The organism is Micromonospora xinjiangensis, assembly GCF_056150165.1.
Genome location: NZ_JAXCFO010000001.1, coordinates 847,917 through 862,118 on the forward strand (window position 1 = coordinate 847,917; position 14,202 = coordinate 862,118).

The following is a 14,202-nucleotide window of genomic DNA, read 5'->3' on the forward strand; positions in this document are numbered from 1 at the left end:
TATGCGGTGCCCGACCGGGCCGCGCGCGGTGTCCCGACCGGCCGCCGTTCCCACCCCCGACGACGGCTCCCTCGCCGGGGCACGCGTGGTGCCGTGGCGCCCCGGTCAGGTCCGCGCCGACGCCACCTCGTGCGCCGCGTTCACGCGGAGGAAGTTGGTCACCGCGGCGGGCCAGCCGAACTCCTCGGCACGCGCCCGCGCGGCCCGGCGCCGCTCCGTCTCCGGCCGGGCGAGCAGTCGCGTCACGGCCGCGGCGATGTCCGCCGGTGTGCCGTACGCGGCCAGCCCCGCGGCGCCGACCACCTCGGGCAGCGCGCTCGCGGCGTTCACCACCACGGGCGTGCCGGAGGCCAACGCCTCCAGGCCGGCCAAGCCGAACGTCTCCACCGGTCCGGGCGCCAGCACCACGTCGGCGCTGGCGAGCAGCGCGGCGACGGTGAGCCGGTCGGGCAGGAAGCCGGTGAAGGTGACGGGCAGCCCGGCCGCGCGCCGCCGCAGGGAGGCGCGCATCGGACCGTCGCCGGCCATCACCAGCACCGCGGGCACGCCCGCGTGGCGCAGCGCGGCGAGCGCGTCGACGGCCAGGTCCGGCCGCTTCTCCGGGGACAGCCGGGCGCAGTGCACCAGCAGCACCTCACCCGGCTCGGCGTACCGGCTCCGCAGGCCCGGGTCGGCCCGGTCGGGGTGGAAGGTCTCCAGGTCCACCCCCAGCGGCGCCAGGTCGAGGTTGCGCGCGCCGATCCGGGCGAACTCGTCCGCCGCCCACCGGGTGGTGCAGACCACCCGGTCGTACGCCTCGGCGGTGCGCCGGTTCAGCCGGTCGGCGAGGGGGCGAGCCAGCGCGTAGGGCGCTCCCCACTGTCCGAGCAGGCCGGTCAGCGACTCGTGCGAGACCATCACGGCCGGCACGCCGTGCGCCCGGGCCCAACCGCCGGTCCAGCGCAGCGTGAAGCGGTCGGAGACCTCCAGCCGGTCCGGCGCCAGGTCGGCGAGCAGCCGGGTGAGCCGACGCCGCCCGACGAGCAGGCGGTAACCGCCGCTGCCCGGCAGCCGCGGGCCGGTCAGGGTGATCACCCGCCCCCACGGGTGCTCTTCGTCGGCGTCGCGCGGCCCGGGGACGACCAGCACCGGCTCGTGCCCGGCCGCACGGTAGCCCATCCCCAGATGGTGCAGGGCGGTCCGCAGCCCGCCGGAGCGGGCGGTCACGAAGTTGGCCAGGCGGACGATCCGCAGCCGACCGTCCGGGGCGCCGGTCACGACGCGGCGGGCAGGTCGGCGAGCGGGCTCGCGCCAGCGCGGACGGCCTCGTAGTGGGCGATCAGTTCGTCGCCGACCGTCGCCCAGCTCCGGCGGCGCACGGCGGCTCGCGCGGCCCGCCCGTACGCCTCCCGCCGGGCCTCGTCCGCGCCCAGCTCGGCCACCGCGGCGGCGAGGGCATCCCCGTCGGCCGGCGGCACCAACAGCCCGGTCACGCCCGACTCCACCAGGTCCACCGGGCCCCCGGCGGCGGGCGCCACGACCGGCACCCCGCTCGCCAGCGCCTCCTGCACGGTCTGGCCGAAGGTCTCGTGCGGGCCGGTGTGCACGAAGACGTCGAGGCTGGCGTAGAGGCGGGCCAGCTCCTCGCCCTGCTGCACGCCGAGGAAGGCGACCTCCGGCAGGGCGCGCGCCAGCTGCCGGCGCGCCGGGCCGTCACCGGCCACCACCACCCGTACGCCGGGCAGCTGAGCGGTGGCGGCGAGCAGGTCGACCCGCTTCTCCGGGGCCAGCCGGCCGACGTAGCCGACGAGCAGCTCACCGTCCGGCGCGAGACGGGCGCGCAGCTCGTCGCTGCGCTTGGCGGGCTGGAACCGCTCCGCGTCCACACCCCGGCGCCACAGCCAGATCCGCTGCACCCCGTTGGCGATGAGGTCGGCCGCCGCGCGGGTGGACGGTGCGAGGGTGCGGCCCACCGAGTTGTGGATCTCGCGCAGTCGCCGCCAGGCGGCCGCCTCTCCCCAGCTGAGCCGGTACGCGCGGGCGTACGAGGCCACGTCGGTCTGGTAGACGGCCACGGTCGGCAGGTGGTGGCGCACGGCCAGCGTGGCCGCCCGCGCACCCAGGACGAAGGGGCTGGCCAGGTGGACCACGTCGGGCCGGTGCGTCAGCAGCGCCGCGGAGAGCCGGGGAGCGGTCGGCACGCCGAGCCGGAAGCCCTGGTACCGGGGCAGCGGCACGCTGGGGATCCGCACCACGGGGTACGGGTACGTCCCGGCGTCGTGCCGGGCCGCACCGGGCGGGGCGGGCGCGATGACCAGCGGCTCGTGGCCCCGGGCGACCAGGTGTTCGGCCGTCCGGACGACGGAGTGGGCGACGCCGTTCACGTCCGGCGGGAACGACTCGGTCACGATGGCGATCCGCATGCCCACACCGTGCGGGCGTCACGGGTGCGCCAGGCGACCGGATCCTGACCGGCCGGCGAACACTACGACAAGAGCGGTCGATGCCGCCGGTCAGATCTCGTAGCTGGCGCCGGCCCGGACCACCTCGAGCGGGCCGGCGTACGCGGAGGCGGCCGACTCCACGGTGTGCGCCTCACTGCCCCAGGCGGCCACCAGGTGGGTGAGCAGCAACCGGCCCACACCCGCCTTGGTCGCCGCCTCACCGGCCTCCCGACCGGTCAGGTGCAGGTCGGGTGGGTTCTCCACGCCGTCGAGGTAGCTCGCCTCGCAGAGGAAGACGTCGGCGTCCTGCGCCAGCCGCAGCAGCGCGTCGCAGGGCGCGGTGTCGGACGAGTAGCAGAGCACCCGACCGTCGTGCTCCAGCCGCACCCCGTACGTCTCGACGGGATGGTTGACCCGTTCGACGGTCACGGTGAACGGACCGATCGGGAACGTGCCGGGCTGGAGGCCGTAGAACTGGTAGACGTCGTCCATCGCACCCTCGTCGCCGTACGCGGCCGTCAGGCGGTCGGGTGCGCCGGCGGGCGCGTAGACCGGCAGGGCCGGGTACGGCCCGTCGGGGGCGTAGCGGCGGACCACCACGTACGACACCGCGTCGAGGATGTGGTCGCAGTGCAGGTGGGTCAGGAGGATCGCGTCGGGCGTGTGCAGACCGGCGTAGCGCTGGAGGCTGGAGAGCGAGCCGGAGCCGAAGTCGATCAGCAGCCGGAAGCCGTCGGCCTCGACCAGGTAGGCGGAGCAGGGGGACTCCGGTCCGGGAAAGCTTCCCGCGCAGCCCAGGACGGTCAGTCGCATCGGGTCGTCTCGCCGTCACGCTGCGTAGCCGCCACGCCGACCATCGCTCGGCTCACGATCTCGACCGACGCGTACGCCACGCTGCGCAGCCTACGCCGACACGCGGGGGCGCAAGAATCATCCGCTGGAAGTTGTCATCAAGGTGACACCGCTCGCGCGGTCACGCCCCGTACGCGTACCCGCACGCGGCGGTCGGAGCTGGGCGACCGTGGCAGTGCGTGAACGCCGAGCGCTGCCGACTCGGCGCCGGACACGGCGGGCAGGATCCGCGCGGGGGCTCGCCACCGGACGGACGTCGGCGGGCCCGGCCGTGGAAGGCCGGACCCGCCGTGGCGCCGGTTGCCGCCGGGCTCAGGCCCAGAGCTGCCCCTCCAGGGCCTCCTCGGCGTCGGCCAGCGTGCCGCCGTACGCCCCGGTGGAGAGGTACTTCCAGCCGCCGTCGGCGACCACGAACGCCACGTCGGCGCGGCGGCCGGCACGCACCGCCTCGTGCGCCACCGCGAGCGCGGCGTGCAGGATGGCACCGGTGGAGAAGCCGGCGAAGATGCCCTCCACCTCCACGAGCTGGCGCGTACGCAGCACCGCGTCGCGGGTGCCGACGGAGAACCGCCGGGACAGCACGGTGGCGTCGTAGAGCTCCGGTACGTACCCCTCGTCGATGTTGCGCAGCCCGTAGACCAGCTCGCCGTAGCGCGGCTCGGCGGCGACGATCTGGATGCCCTCGACCTTCTCCCGCAGGTAGCGGCCGGTGCCCATGAGGGTGCCCGTCGTGCCGAGACCGGCCACGAAGTGGGTGATCGAGGGCAGGTCCTGCAACAGCTCCGGGCCCGTCGTCTCGTAGTGCGCCCGGGCGTTCGCCTCGTTGCCGTACTGGTAGAGCATCACCCAGTCGGGGTGCTCGGCGGCGATCTGCTTTGCGGTGGCGACCGCCTGGTTGGAGCCGCCCGCCGCCGGCGAGAAGATGATCTCCGCGCCGTACATCCGGAGCAGTTGGACCCGCTCGGTCGACACGTTCTCGGGCATCACACAGACCAGCCGGTAGCCGCGCAGCTTCGCGACCATGGCCAGGGAGATGCCGGTGTTGCCACTGGTCGGCTCGAGGATGGTGTCGCCCGGCCGGAGCCGGCCGGCCTCCTCGGCCGCGCGGACCATGAAAAGGGCCGCCCGGTCCTTGATGCTGCCGGTCGGGTTCCGGTCCTCCAGCTTCGCCCACAGCCGCACCGGCGGCGCCCCCTCGGGCACCGTCGGCGAGAGCCGGGGCAGGCCGACCAGGGGCGTTCCGCCGCAGGCGTCGAGCAGGCTGTCGTACCGCGCCATGGCGGCCGCCTCAGCGGAGGGTGACGGAGGTGCGCCCGGTCGGCCGCTCGGCGGCGGCCAGCTTCTGCTGGCCGAGCGCCGCGGCGGCGGCGAAGCCGAACGCGCCACCGGCGACCGCCGGCAGGATGGTGACGCTGTCGCCGTCGTTGAGCTTGGCGTCCAGCGCCCCGAGGAAGCGGACGTCCTCGTCGTTGACGTAGACGTTCACGAAGCGGTGCAGCGCGCCAGCGTCGGTGACGAGGCGGGCCTTCAGGCCGCCGTGCCGGGAGTCCAGGTCGGTGAGCAGGTCGCCCAGCGTGTCGCCGGTGCCCTCGACGACCTTCGCGCCGCCGGTGTAGCTGCGCAGGATGGTGGGGATGCGAACCTCGATGGCCATGATGTCGTGCTCCTTCTCGGGTGTGCCTCGGTGACGGGACGTGGACGGGTGCTACGGCGCGGGAGTCAGCGGCCGGAACACTCGTAGTCGACCGTCGTCGGGCTCTGCCCGAACATGTAGGACTGCACGGCGTGCGGGTCCACCGCGGCGTCCACGATCCGGACCGGCTCCTCGGTGACCACGCCGTCGACGATCCGGAAGGAGCGGATCTCCTCCGTGTCGGGATCGCGGGTCGAGACGAGCAGGTAGTGCGCGCCCGGTTCACCGGCGAAGGAGACGTCCGTGCGGGACGGGTAGGCCTCGGTCGCGGTGTGCGAGTGGTAGATGACGACGGGCTCCTCGTCCCGGTCGTCCATCTCTCGCCACACCCGCAACTGCTCCATCGAGTCGAACTCGTAGAACGTCATGGAGCGGGCGGCATTGTCCATCGGAATGTGCCGGGTCGGGGTGTCGCTGCCGGCGGGACCGGCGACGACGCCGCACGCCTCGTCCGGGTGGTCCCGGCGCGCGTGGGCCACGATCGCGTCGACGATCGACCGGTCGATGCTCAGCACGCGGTCCAGCCTAACGCCTGGCCCGGTGGGCCGGCGAGGTGGCAGCGGTCACGCCTCGTCGATCAGGGCGTTGAGCAGGGACTCCTGGAGATAGCCGAGGTACGCGTAGACCGACAGTTGGAACACCCGGCTGGACGTCGGGTCCTCGGCGACCGCCTCGTCCAGCTCCTCACCGAGGTCGGTGCCGTCCTTGATCTCCAGCCGGACGCCCATCGCGAGCCGGGCGTCGTTCAGCGCGCGTAGCCACGCCTCGGCCGCCTCACCGTCGAGGCGCACCTCCCCGCCGGCCTCCCCGGGCAACGCGGCGAGGATCGCGCCGGCCTGGTCGATCTTGGCGGTCTTGAGGTCACCCTCGGTGTAGCGGCGGAACTCGGCGGTGCTCCTCGCGTCGTCCGGGTAGACCTCCGGGAAGAGCCGGCCCACCACGGGATCGGAGTGGTCGAAGCCGTCGGTGAGCAGACCCACGACCTCGGAGGCCACCTTGCGGAGCACCCGGACCTCGTCCGAGGCGAAGGTGGCGACGTAGCGGCCGCTCTGCCTGCGGAACATGCTCACGAGCGGTCCACCGTCGCCCACAACCCGTACGCGTGCAGCTGCGACGCGTCGTGCTCCATCCGCTCCCGCGCGCCGGTGGAGACGACGGCGCGCCCCTTGTGGTGCACGTCCAGCATCAGCTTCTCGGCCTTCTCCCGGCTGTAGCCGAAGAGCTTCTGGAAGACCCAGGTCACATACGTCATGAGGTTGACCGGGTCGTCCCACACGATCGTCACCCATGGCCGGTCGGAGACCGGCACCTCTTCGGTGGCCGGCGTCTCGACCGGTGCAACCTGCGGAGCCGCCATGCCCCCCATCGTGCCACCGGTTTCCCGGAACCGAGGAACCGGAGCGCCGGAGCCGCTCGGATCGCCGTGGCGGGGCGACCCCCACCCGTCGATGCGGCGCCCGAGGGGTGGGCGGGCGCGCCCGACGGATCCGAGGGTCGCCCCGCTGTCAGGCGAGCAGGATGCCGTGGTCGACCGCATCGGAGAGCACCGCGCCCAGGGAGAGGCGGACGACCTCGAAGCGTCGGGAGATGTCCCGGGCGAGCTCCAACTCGACCTCCCGCAGCGCCCGTTGGGCCCACGCGCGCGCCTGGTTGGCGTCGTCGTTGCCGGGGCTGCGCCAGTGCTGCCAGCAGCCGCCGGAGAGGGCGACGGCGACCGGCGGGAGGACCTCGGACCGCACGGTGACGGGGTAACCGGCGAGCGCGTCGATGGCCCCGGCGCCGGTCAACCCGGCCACGCCGGCCGTGCTCGTGACCAGCAGTACGCGGTCGAGCTCGCGGGCCAGCCGGTCCTCGGTCAGCCCGAACCGCATCGCCTTGACGACCCGCTGGCGCACGCCGTCGGGCAGCGGTGCGCCGAAGACCCGGGCGAGGGACTCGTCGATGACGCCCCGCACGGCACGGTCGCACTGGGCCGTGGCCAGCAGCGAGAGCGCCTCCATCTCGCGGTCGAGCAGTTGGGGCAGCCCGGCGCAGCCGACCCCGAAGACGATCTCCTGGACCACCCGCAGGTGGATGTTGGCCAGCTCGAGCGCGAGGTGCTGGCGGATCCGCTGGGCGCAGGTGCGGGTCTGCCGGTCGAGCCGCTCCGCCCAGTCGCCCGGATCGGCCGCCACGTTCACCCGCACGTGCTCACCGGGCAGGACCGGTGGATCGGAGCTGGCCCGGCGCAGCCCTTCGTCGGCGGCCCAGCCGACCAGCGCCCGCCGCAGGTCGGCCGCGGCCCCGTCGCCGTGCAGCGCGCACCAGCGTGCCTGGGCGAGACCGGGAACAGCGGAGAGCAGCGCGGCGCGGTGCGCCGCCACCGTCACGGCCACGGGGTCGACCGTGGGGCCGGGCGAGGGGGACCCGGCCCCGGGCGGCGGGACAGACGCCCCCGCGTCCTCCGTCCGCGCCGTGCCGTCGGCCCCGGCCCAACCGGTGGGGCCGGGGGTGACCACGAAGAAGACCGGGACCTGGGCCCGGGCGATCTCGGCGAGGAGGTTGAGCTCGGCGGCGGTGAACGCCTGGTCGGCGGCGATCACGAAGAGCACCGCGCCGGCCCGCCCGGCGGCGTCGAGCAGCACCCGCGCCCCGGCGACGCCGAGCACACCGGTGTCGACGGTGTCGACCAGGCTGAAGTGGCGCAGCAGCGGATCCGGCAGGTGCAGCTCCACCCGGCGCGGCGGACGGGCGAGCGCCGGCCCGGCCGCCGTCCGGTCGGTGCCGTAGGCGTGGGGCTGGCGGTAGCCCGGGACGTAGGCCGCCCGGGTCGAGGTGGCCGCGTGGCTCATCACGAGCCAGCTGCCGTCCGGCACGCCGAGCAGGGCGGGATCGATCTCCAGCAGGGTGGCGAGCACGGTGCGGCGGCCGGCGCCGGCGGGACCGACGGCGAGGACGCCGAGCGGCTCGTCCGGCCCCGGCCGGGGCACGCCGAGCCGGGTGGGCAGGGGCGCGCACCGGGGCATGTCGCCCGGCCCGGGCAGGTCGCCGGGCACGTCGACGGAGGGGAGAGGACCCGGCTTCATCAGGGCGACCTCCCAGGCAGGCGGATCGGCGTCGGCTGGCCGTGTGGAAAACTCCGGTGAAGCAACCCGGATGCCGGAAGACTACGAGCGCGGCCCTGTCCAGGCGGAACAGAACGGATACTCACCAGTAATCGCCAGATTACTCAACTTCGCTGCGTGACGGTCTGCACGCGGACCGATTTCGATGGATATGCTGCCGGGATGAGTCGGTGGAGTTTCGTCGGGCGTACGGATGAGCTCAACCGTCTGTTGTCGGCGGTGACCGGCACGGAGGGGCGGGGGCTCTTCTTCAGCGGCAGCGCGGGCATCGGCAAGAGCCGCCTGCTCCGCGAGGGCGTCGCCGCGCTACCCACCGAGCAGTACGCGATCTGGTCGATCGCCGCGAGCGCCACCACCGCGGCGCTGCCCTTCGGCGGGCTCGTGCAGGTGCTCCCCGCCGAGCAGCCGCAGGGACTGTCGCCGGCCGGCATCCTGCGGTGGGCGCTCGACGTGCTCCAGCAGCAGGCGGCCGGGCGACGCATCGTGCTCGCCATCGACGACGCGCATCTGCTCGACCCGCCCTCGGCGGCGCTCGTGCACCTCGTGGCCCGCGCCGACAACGCCACCGTGATCGGCACGCTGCGCGACGGCGAGGAGATCCCGCTGCCGATCCGCGCACTGTGGACGGACGACCTGGTCGACAAGGCCGAGCTGAGCCCCATGGCACCGGCGGAGACCGCCGGCCTGCTCGCCGCGATCCTGGGCGGCCCCGTCGACGCCGGCTCCGCCGACCGGCTGGGCCGGCTCTCCGCCGGCAACCCGCTGCTGCTGCGGGAGCTGGTGCACGCGGCCTCCGGCAGCGAGGAGCTGACCCGCACGTACGGGATCTGGAAGTGGACGGGCCGGCTGGAGCTGGCGCCGAACCTGTCCGACCTGATCGACACCCGGATCGGGCAGCTCACCCCCGGCGTCCGGGCGGTGGTCGAGCTTGTCGCGTTCGGTGAACCGCTCGGCCTGCACCTGCTCGACCAGGCCGTCGACCGGCAGGACGTGGAGATCGCCGAGGAGCGCGGGCTGATCACGGTGGTCCAGCACGACCGGCGCACCAACGTCCGCCTGGCCCACCCGCTCTACGGCGAGGTCATGCGCCGCCGCTGCCCGGTCAGCCGCACCCGGCGCCTGCAGGCCCACCTCGCCGAGCTGCTGGAGGGCGTGGGCAAGCGGCGACGCGACGACCTCCTCCGGGTGGCCGTGTGGCGGCTCGACTCCGGCACCGCCCAGGACGCCGGGCTGCTGCTCGAAGCGGCCGGTCAGGCGTTCAGCCGCTACGACGTGCCCCTGGCGACCCGGCTGGCCCGGGCGGCGCTCGAGGCCGGCGGCGGGTTCGGCGCCGCCGAGCTGCTCGCCACCATCCTGATGTTCGCCGACCGGCCGGAGGAGGCGATCGAGGTGCTCGACGCCGTCTCCCCCGACCCCACCGACGGCGAGCGGTTCGCCCGGTGGCTCACCGTCCGCGGGATGGTGACCTACTGGGGGCTCAGTCAGGAGTCCACCGTGGAGGAGATCGCGGCGCGCGCCGCGGCCCTGACCGACTCGGCCGACCAGGCCCGGGTGCGCGCGTTCGAGGCGATCATGCGCCTGCACCGGCTCGACACGGCCACCGCGCTGCGGCTCAGCCAGGGTGTGCTCGACCGTCCCGCCGCCAGCGTCGCCGCGCGGGAGCTGGCCCGGTGCACCATCGCGTACCTGCAGGCCGCGGAGGGGCAGCTGCGCCGCAGCGGCACGGCCATCGCCCAGGCCCACTCGGAGGCGGCGCGGTGGCGTGCCGACATGCCGTACCTGCAACTCGCCCTGGAGCTGGCCCGGGGCACCCGGCTCACGCTCGCCGGCGACCTGGCCGGCATCGACGCCATCGTGGTCGACGAGTTCGCCGACCTGGCGGGCGCCGGTGACTTCCGGCTCGGCACCGGCTACCTGGCCATCCTCCAGGCGTATGCGGCGCGGCTGCGCGGGCAGAGCGACGCCGCGCTGCGGACGAGCCTCGGCGCCTGCGCGGTGCTCGCCACCAGCCGCGTCTACGCCGGCCTGGCGCAGGCCGAACGCGCCCAGGCCGCGGCCCTGCGCGGCGACGCGGCCCAGGCCGCCGAGGCGATGGCCGAGGCCGACCGCACCCACGCCCCCGGCATGGCGGTGCTCTACCCGTGGCTGGAGCAGGCGCGCGGTGCGGCGCTCGCCGCGGCCGGTGACCTGCCCGGTGCGGTCAAGCAGCTGACCGAGCTGGCCGACCGGTTACGCGGGGACGGCTTCGCCGGTCACGAGGTGCACGTCCTGCACGACCTGGTCCGGCTCGACCAGGCGGCCGCTCCGATCGGCCCCACCTGCTCCGACGGCAGCCGCCGCACGGTCGCCCAACGCCTCACCGAGCTCTCCGAGCGGGTCGACGGGGAGCTGCCGCCGCTGCTGGCCCGGCACGCCCGCGCGGTCGTCTCCGGCTGCCCGGCCGACCTGCTCGCCGTCGCCGAGGACTTCGCCGCGCGCGAGCTGAACGTCTTCGCCGCCGAGGCGACCGCCGCCGCCGTGCGCCGGCTGCGCCGGGAGCAGCCCGCCGATGCGGCGCGGGCGCGGGAACGCCTCGCCGCGTTGCTCAACCGTTGCGACCTCATCCACACACCCGCCCTGCGCGCCGGCACGCCGGTGCTGACCGACCGGGAGTGGGAGGTCGCCCGCCTCGCCTCCCACGGGGCGACGAGCAAGGCCATCGCGGAGAAGCTCTACCTCTCCGCGCGCACGGTGGAGAACCACCTCCAGCGCGTCTACGCCAAGCTCGGCGTGACCAACCGCACGGACCTGCGGGCGGCGCTGCGGGCGATCCCGGGCCACGAGGGCGGAGACGCCGGGTGAACTCTAGGCTGGGGCGGTGAGCACCCTTCGCCCCGCACTGCTGACCGACCACTACGAGCTGACCATGGTCAGCGCGGCCCTGCGTGACGGCACCGCCGACCGCCGCTGCGTCTTCGAGGTGTTCAGTCGCCGGCTGCCGGCCGGGCGCCGCTACGGCGTGGTCGCCGGCACCGGGCGCCTCATCGAGCTGATCCGCGAGTTCCGGTTCGACGAGGCCGAGGTGGACTTCCTGCTGGGCACCGGTGTGGTCGACGAGCAGGCCGCCGCCTGGCTGCGGGACTACCGCTTCACCGGCGACATCGACGGGTACGCCGAGGGCGAGCTCTTCTTCCCCAACTCCCCCGTCCTCACCGTCTCCGGCGGGTTCGCCGAGTGCGTCGTGCTGGAGACGCTGGTGCTGTCCGTGCTCAACCACGACAGCGCCGTGGCCGCGGCCGCCGCCCGGATGGTGACCGCCGCCCGCGGTCGTACGCTCATCGAGATGGGCTCCCGGCGCGCGCACGAGGGGGCGGCGGTGGCCGCCGCCCGCGCGGCCTACCTGGCCGGGTTCGGGTTCACCTCCAACCTGGAGGCGGGTCGGCGCTACGGCATCCCCACGGCCGGCACGGCGGCGCACGCGTTCACGCTGCTGCACGACGACGAGCGGGCGGCGTTCGCCTCGCAGGTCGCGACGTTGGGCAAGGACACCACGTTGCTCGTCGACACGTACGACATCAGCCAGGGCATCCGCAACGCCATCGCGGTGGCCGGGACGGACCTGCGGGCGGTGCGGATCGACTCGGGCGACCTCGCGGTGATCGCCCAGCAGTCCCGCGAACTGCTCGACTCCCTCGGCGCCACCGAGACCAAGATCATCGTATCGGGTGATCTGGACGAGTACGCGATCGCCGCGCTCGCTGCCGAGCCGGTGGACATGTACGGCGCGGGCACGGCCGTCGTCACCGGTTCCGGGGCACCCACGGTCGGCCTGGTCTACAAGCTGGTCGAGGTCGACGGCCGGCCGGTGGTGAAGCGGTCGGAGCACAAGGCGACCATCGGCGGCCGCAAGGTCGCCGTACGCCGGCACAAGCCGACCGGCACCGCCACCGAGGAGGTCATCGTCCCGCAGGGTGTGCCGGAGCGGCAGCCCAACGACCGGCTGCTCCAGCGCCCGTTCGTGGCCGGCGGCGAGCCGGTCGACCTGCCGACGCTCAACCAGTCGCGGGAGCACCTGCGGGAGTGCCTCATCTCCATCCCCTGGGAAGGTCTGAAGCTCTCCGCGGGCGACCCGGCCATCCCGGTGACCGTCGTGCCGGCGGAGTGACGGTGGCACGTACTCCGGGCCGAGGGGGCCCACGCCCAGTCGTCGGAAGGGAGCAACGGTGAGCAACGCGCTGATCATCGTGGATGTGCAGAACGACTTCTGTGAGGGCGGCTCGCTGGCCGTCGGCGGTGGGGCGGACGTGGCGGCCGCCATCACCCGGCTGCTCGCCGCCGAACCCGATCGGTGGAGTCACGTGGTGGCGACGAAGGACTACCACGTCGACCCCGGTGCCCACTTCGGCGACCCGCCCGACTTCGTCGACTCGTGGCCCCGCCACTGCGTGGTCGGCACGCCCGGCTCCGAGTTTCACCCGGCCCTGGAGACCGGGCGGATCGAGGAGATCTTCCACAAGGGCGAGCACGCCGCCGCGTACTCCGGTTTCGAGGGGCACGCCGCGGACGGCGAATGCCTGGCCGACTGGCTGCGCCGGCACGGCGTGGACCGGGTCGAACTGGTCGGCATCGCCACCGACCACTGCGTGCGGGCCACCGCGCTCGACGCCGCCCGGGAGGGCTTCGCCACCACCGTGCTGCTGGACCTCACGGCCGCCGTCGCCCCGACGACCACCGACGTGGCGCTGCGGGCCCTGGAGGGCGCCGGCGTCACGCTGCGGGGCGCGCCTGTGATCAGGACCGCATGATCTGGTAATCCGTTGGCGGCGCCGGGGCTCCTCCGGCGAGGATGGCGCCGGAGGTACGGACCGTCGTGAATCTCAAGCCTTACCGGGAGGCACTCGCCCTGCCCGGGCTCCGGACGCTGCTGCTGGTGGCGGTGCTCGCCCGCATCCCGCTCACCGCGACCGGGGTGACGTTGACGTTCTACGTGGTCCAGGACCTCGGCCGCGGGTACGCCGCCGCGGGGCTGGTCGGCACCGCGATCACGGTCGGCGCGGCGATCGGCGGCCCGGTGCTCGGTCGGCTGATCGACCGCCACGGGCTGCGGCCCGTGCTCCTGCTGACCGGGATCGTCGAGGCGGTCTTCTGGTCCACGGCGCCCTCGCTGCCGTACCTGCTGCTCCTGCCGGCCGCGTTCGTCGCCGGCTCACTCGCCCTACCGATCTTCTCCGTGGTCCGGCAGTCCATCGCCGCGATGGTGCCCGCCGAGCGGCGCCGCCCGGCGTACGCGCTCGACTCGATGTCGGTCGAGCTGTCGTTCATGGTCGGCCCGGCGCTCGCGGTGGCCATGGCCACCGCGATCTCCGCGCGCTACACCCTCTACCTGGTCGGGGCCGGCATCGTCGCCGCCGGAGCCGCGTTCTGGCTGCTCAACCCCGCCACCGCGGAGGCCAGCGAGGAGGCGGACACGCCACGGCGCCGGGTGCGCCGGCGTGAGTGGGTGACGCCCCGGCTGCTGGCCGTGCTGGCCGTCAGCCTCGCCGCCACCCTCGTGCTCGGCGGCACCGACGTGGCGGTGGTCGCCGTGCTGCGGGAGAGCGGCGAGGCCGGCTGGACGGGCGCGGTCCTGGCCATGTGGGCGGTCGCCTCGCTCGTGGGCGGCTTCGCGTACGGCGCCGCCCACCGCCCCGTCTCGCCGCTCGCGCTCATGGCCGGGCTGAGCCTCTGCACCATCCCGGTCGGGTTGGGCGGATCCCACTGGTGGCTGCTCTCCCTGGCCATGATCCCGGCCGGGGCGCTCTGCGCCCCGACCATCGCGGCGACCGCCGACGCGGTCAGCCGGCTGGCCCCCGCAGCCGTACGGGGCGAGGCGATGGGCCTGCACGGCTCCGCCGTCACCATCGGCCTCGCGGTCGGCGCCCCGCTGGCCGGCGCGGTCATCGACGCGCGGGCCCCCTGGTGGGGGTTCGCGGTCACCGGCGTGATCGGGGCGCTGGTGGCGCTCGCCGTGCTGCCGATCGAGCTGCGCCACCGCCGCACGGCGGCCGTCGCGGTGCCCGCCGAAACCGAGCGGGAACCCGCCGTCACCCCCTGAGCGGTAACCAGCCAGGACTCTCTGTCACGGCCCGCGCCGAACCCGGCTGCGGCAGAA

13 protein-coding genes are annotated in these 14,202 nt (G+C 74.5%); 4 read left to right on the top strand and 9 right to left on the bottom strand.

Going from position 1 to position 14,202, the window contains the following annotated elements:
* Positions 1-105: 105 nt before the first annotated feature.
* The 9 genes from SM573_RS04050 to SM573_RS04090 form a co-directional block, all read right to left on the bottom strand.
* Complete coding sequence (locus SM573_RS04050; RefSeq protein ID WP_474612004.1) at positions 106-1,257, bottom strand: glycosyltransferase; 1,152 nt, start codon at positions 1,255-1,257, stop codon at positions 106-108.
* Complete coding sequence (locus SM573_RS04055) at positions 1,254-2,402, bottom strand: glycosyltransferase family 4 protein (RefSeq protein ID WP_474612003.1); 1,149 nt, start codon at positions 2,400-2,402, stop codon at positions 1,254-1,256. The genes SM573_RS04050 and SM573_RS04055 overlap by 4 nt, the downstream gene beginning before the upstream one ends.
* A 90-nt stretch (positions 2,403-2,492) precedes the next feature.
* Complete coding sequence (locus SM573_RS04060; protein WP_474612002.1) at positions 2,493-3,236, bottom strand: MBL fold metallo-hydrolase; 744 nt, start codon at positions 3,234-3,236, stop codon at positions 2,493-2,495.
* Between the two features lie 351 nt (positions 3,237-3,587).
* Positions 3,588-4,553 carry a PLP-dependent cysteine synthase family protein gene (locus SM573_RS04065; RefSeq protein ID WP_474612001.1) on the bottom strand — a complete coding sequence of 322 codons (966 nt, stop codon included), beginning with the start codon at positions 4,551-4,553 and terminating at the stop codon, positions 3,588-3,590.
* A 10-nt stretch (positions 4,554-4,563) separates the two neighbouring features.
* Positions 4,564-4,929, bottom strand: coding sequence for a MoaD family protein (locus tag SM573_RS04070; protein ID WP_474612000.1), 366 nt, complete (start codon positions 4,927-4,929; stop codon positions 4,564-4,566).
* Positions 4,930-4,994: 65 nt separating this feature from the next.
* Positions 4,995-5,483, bottom strand: coding sequence for a M67 family metallopeptidase (locus SM573_RS04075; protein ID WP_474611999.1), 489 nt, complete (start codon positions 5,481-5,483; stop codon positions 4,995-4,997).
* Positions 5,484-5,531: 48 nt separating this feature from the next.
* Positions 5,532-6,032 (bottom strand): DUF2017 domain-containing protein, encoded by a 501-nt coding sequence (locus SM573_RS04080; RefSeq protein ID WP_474612065.1) that lies wholly within the window; start codon positions 6,030-6,032, stop codon positions 5,532-5,534.
* Positions 6,033-6,034: 2 nt separating this feature from the next.
* On the bottom strand, positions 6,035-6,325 hold the full coding sequence (gene clpS, locus SM573_RS04085) for an ATP-dependent Clp protease adapter ClpS (protein WP_474611998.1): 291 nt from the start codon (positions 6,323-6,325) through the stop codon (positions 6,035-6,037).
* Between the two features lie 148 nt (positions 6,326-6,473).
* On the bottom strand, positions 6,474-8,033 hold the full coding sequence (locus tag SM573_RS04090; RefSeq protein WP_474611997.1) for a P-loop NTPase family protein: 1,560 nt from the start codon (positions 8,031-8,033) through the stop codon (positions 6,474-6,476).
* A 201-nt stretch (positions 8,034-8,234) separates the two neighbouring features.
* Between SM573_RS04090 and SM573_RS04095 the strand changes: the two genes are divergently transcribed.
* The 4 genes from SM573_RS04095 to SM573_RS04110 are packed head-to-tail and all read left to right on the top strand — an operon-like array spanning position 8,235 to position 14,145.
* Positions 8,235-10,913: a LuxR C-terminal-related transcriptional regulator gene (locus SM573_RS04095; RefSeq protein ID WP_474615497.1), complete on the top strand. Its 2,679-nt coding sequence runs from the start codon at positions 8,235-8,237 to the stop codon at positions 10,911-10,913.
* Positions 10,914-10,929: 16 nt separating this feature from the next.
* Positions 10,930-12,216, top strand: a complete 1,287-nt coding sequence (locus SM573_RS04100; RefSeq protein ID WP_474615498.1) for a nicotinate phosphoribosyltransferase — start codon at positions 10,930-10,932, stop codon at positions 12,214-12,216.
* A gap of 58 nt (positions 12,217-12,274) precedes the next feature.
* A complete protein-coding gene (locus tag SM573_RS04105) occupies positions 12,275-12,856 on the top strand; it encodes an isochorismatase family protein (protein WP_474615499.1) in 582 nt (193 codons plus the stop codon).
* A gap of 41 nt (positions 12,857-12,897) precedes the next feature.
* On the top strand, positions 12,898-14,145 hold the full coding sequence (locus SM573_RS04110) for an MFS transporter (protein ID WP_474611993.1): 1,248 nt from the start codon (positions 12,898-12,900) through the stop codon (positions 14,143-14,145).
* The last annotated feature ends 57 nt before the right edge of the window (positions 14,146-14,202 follow it).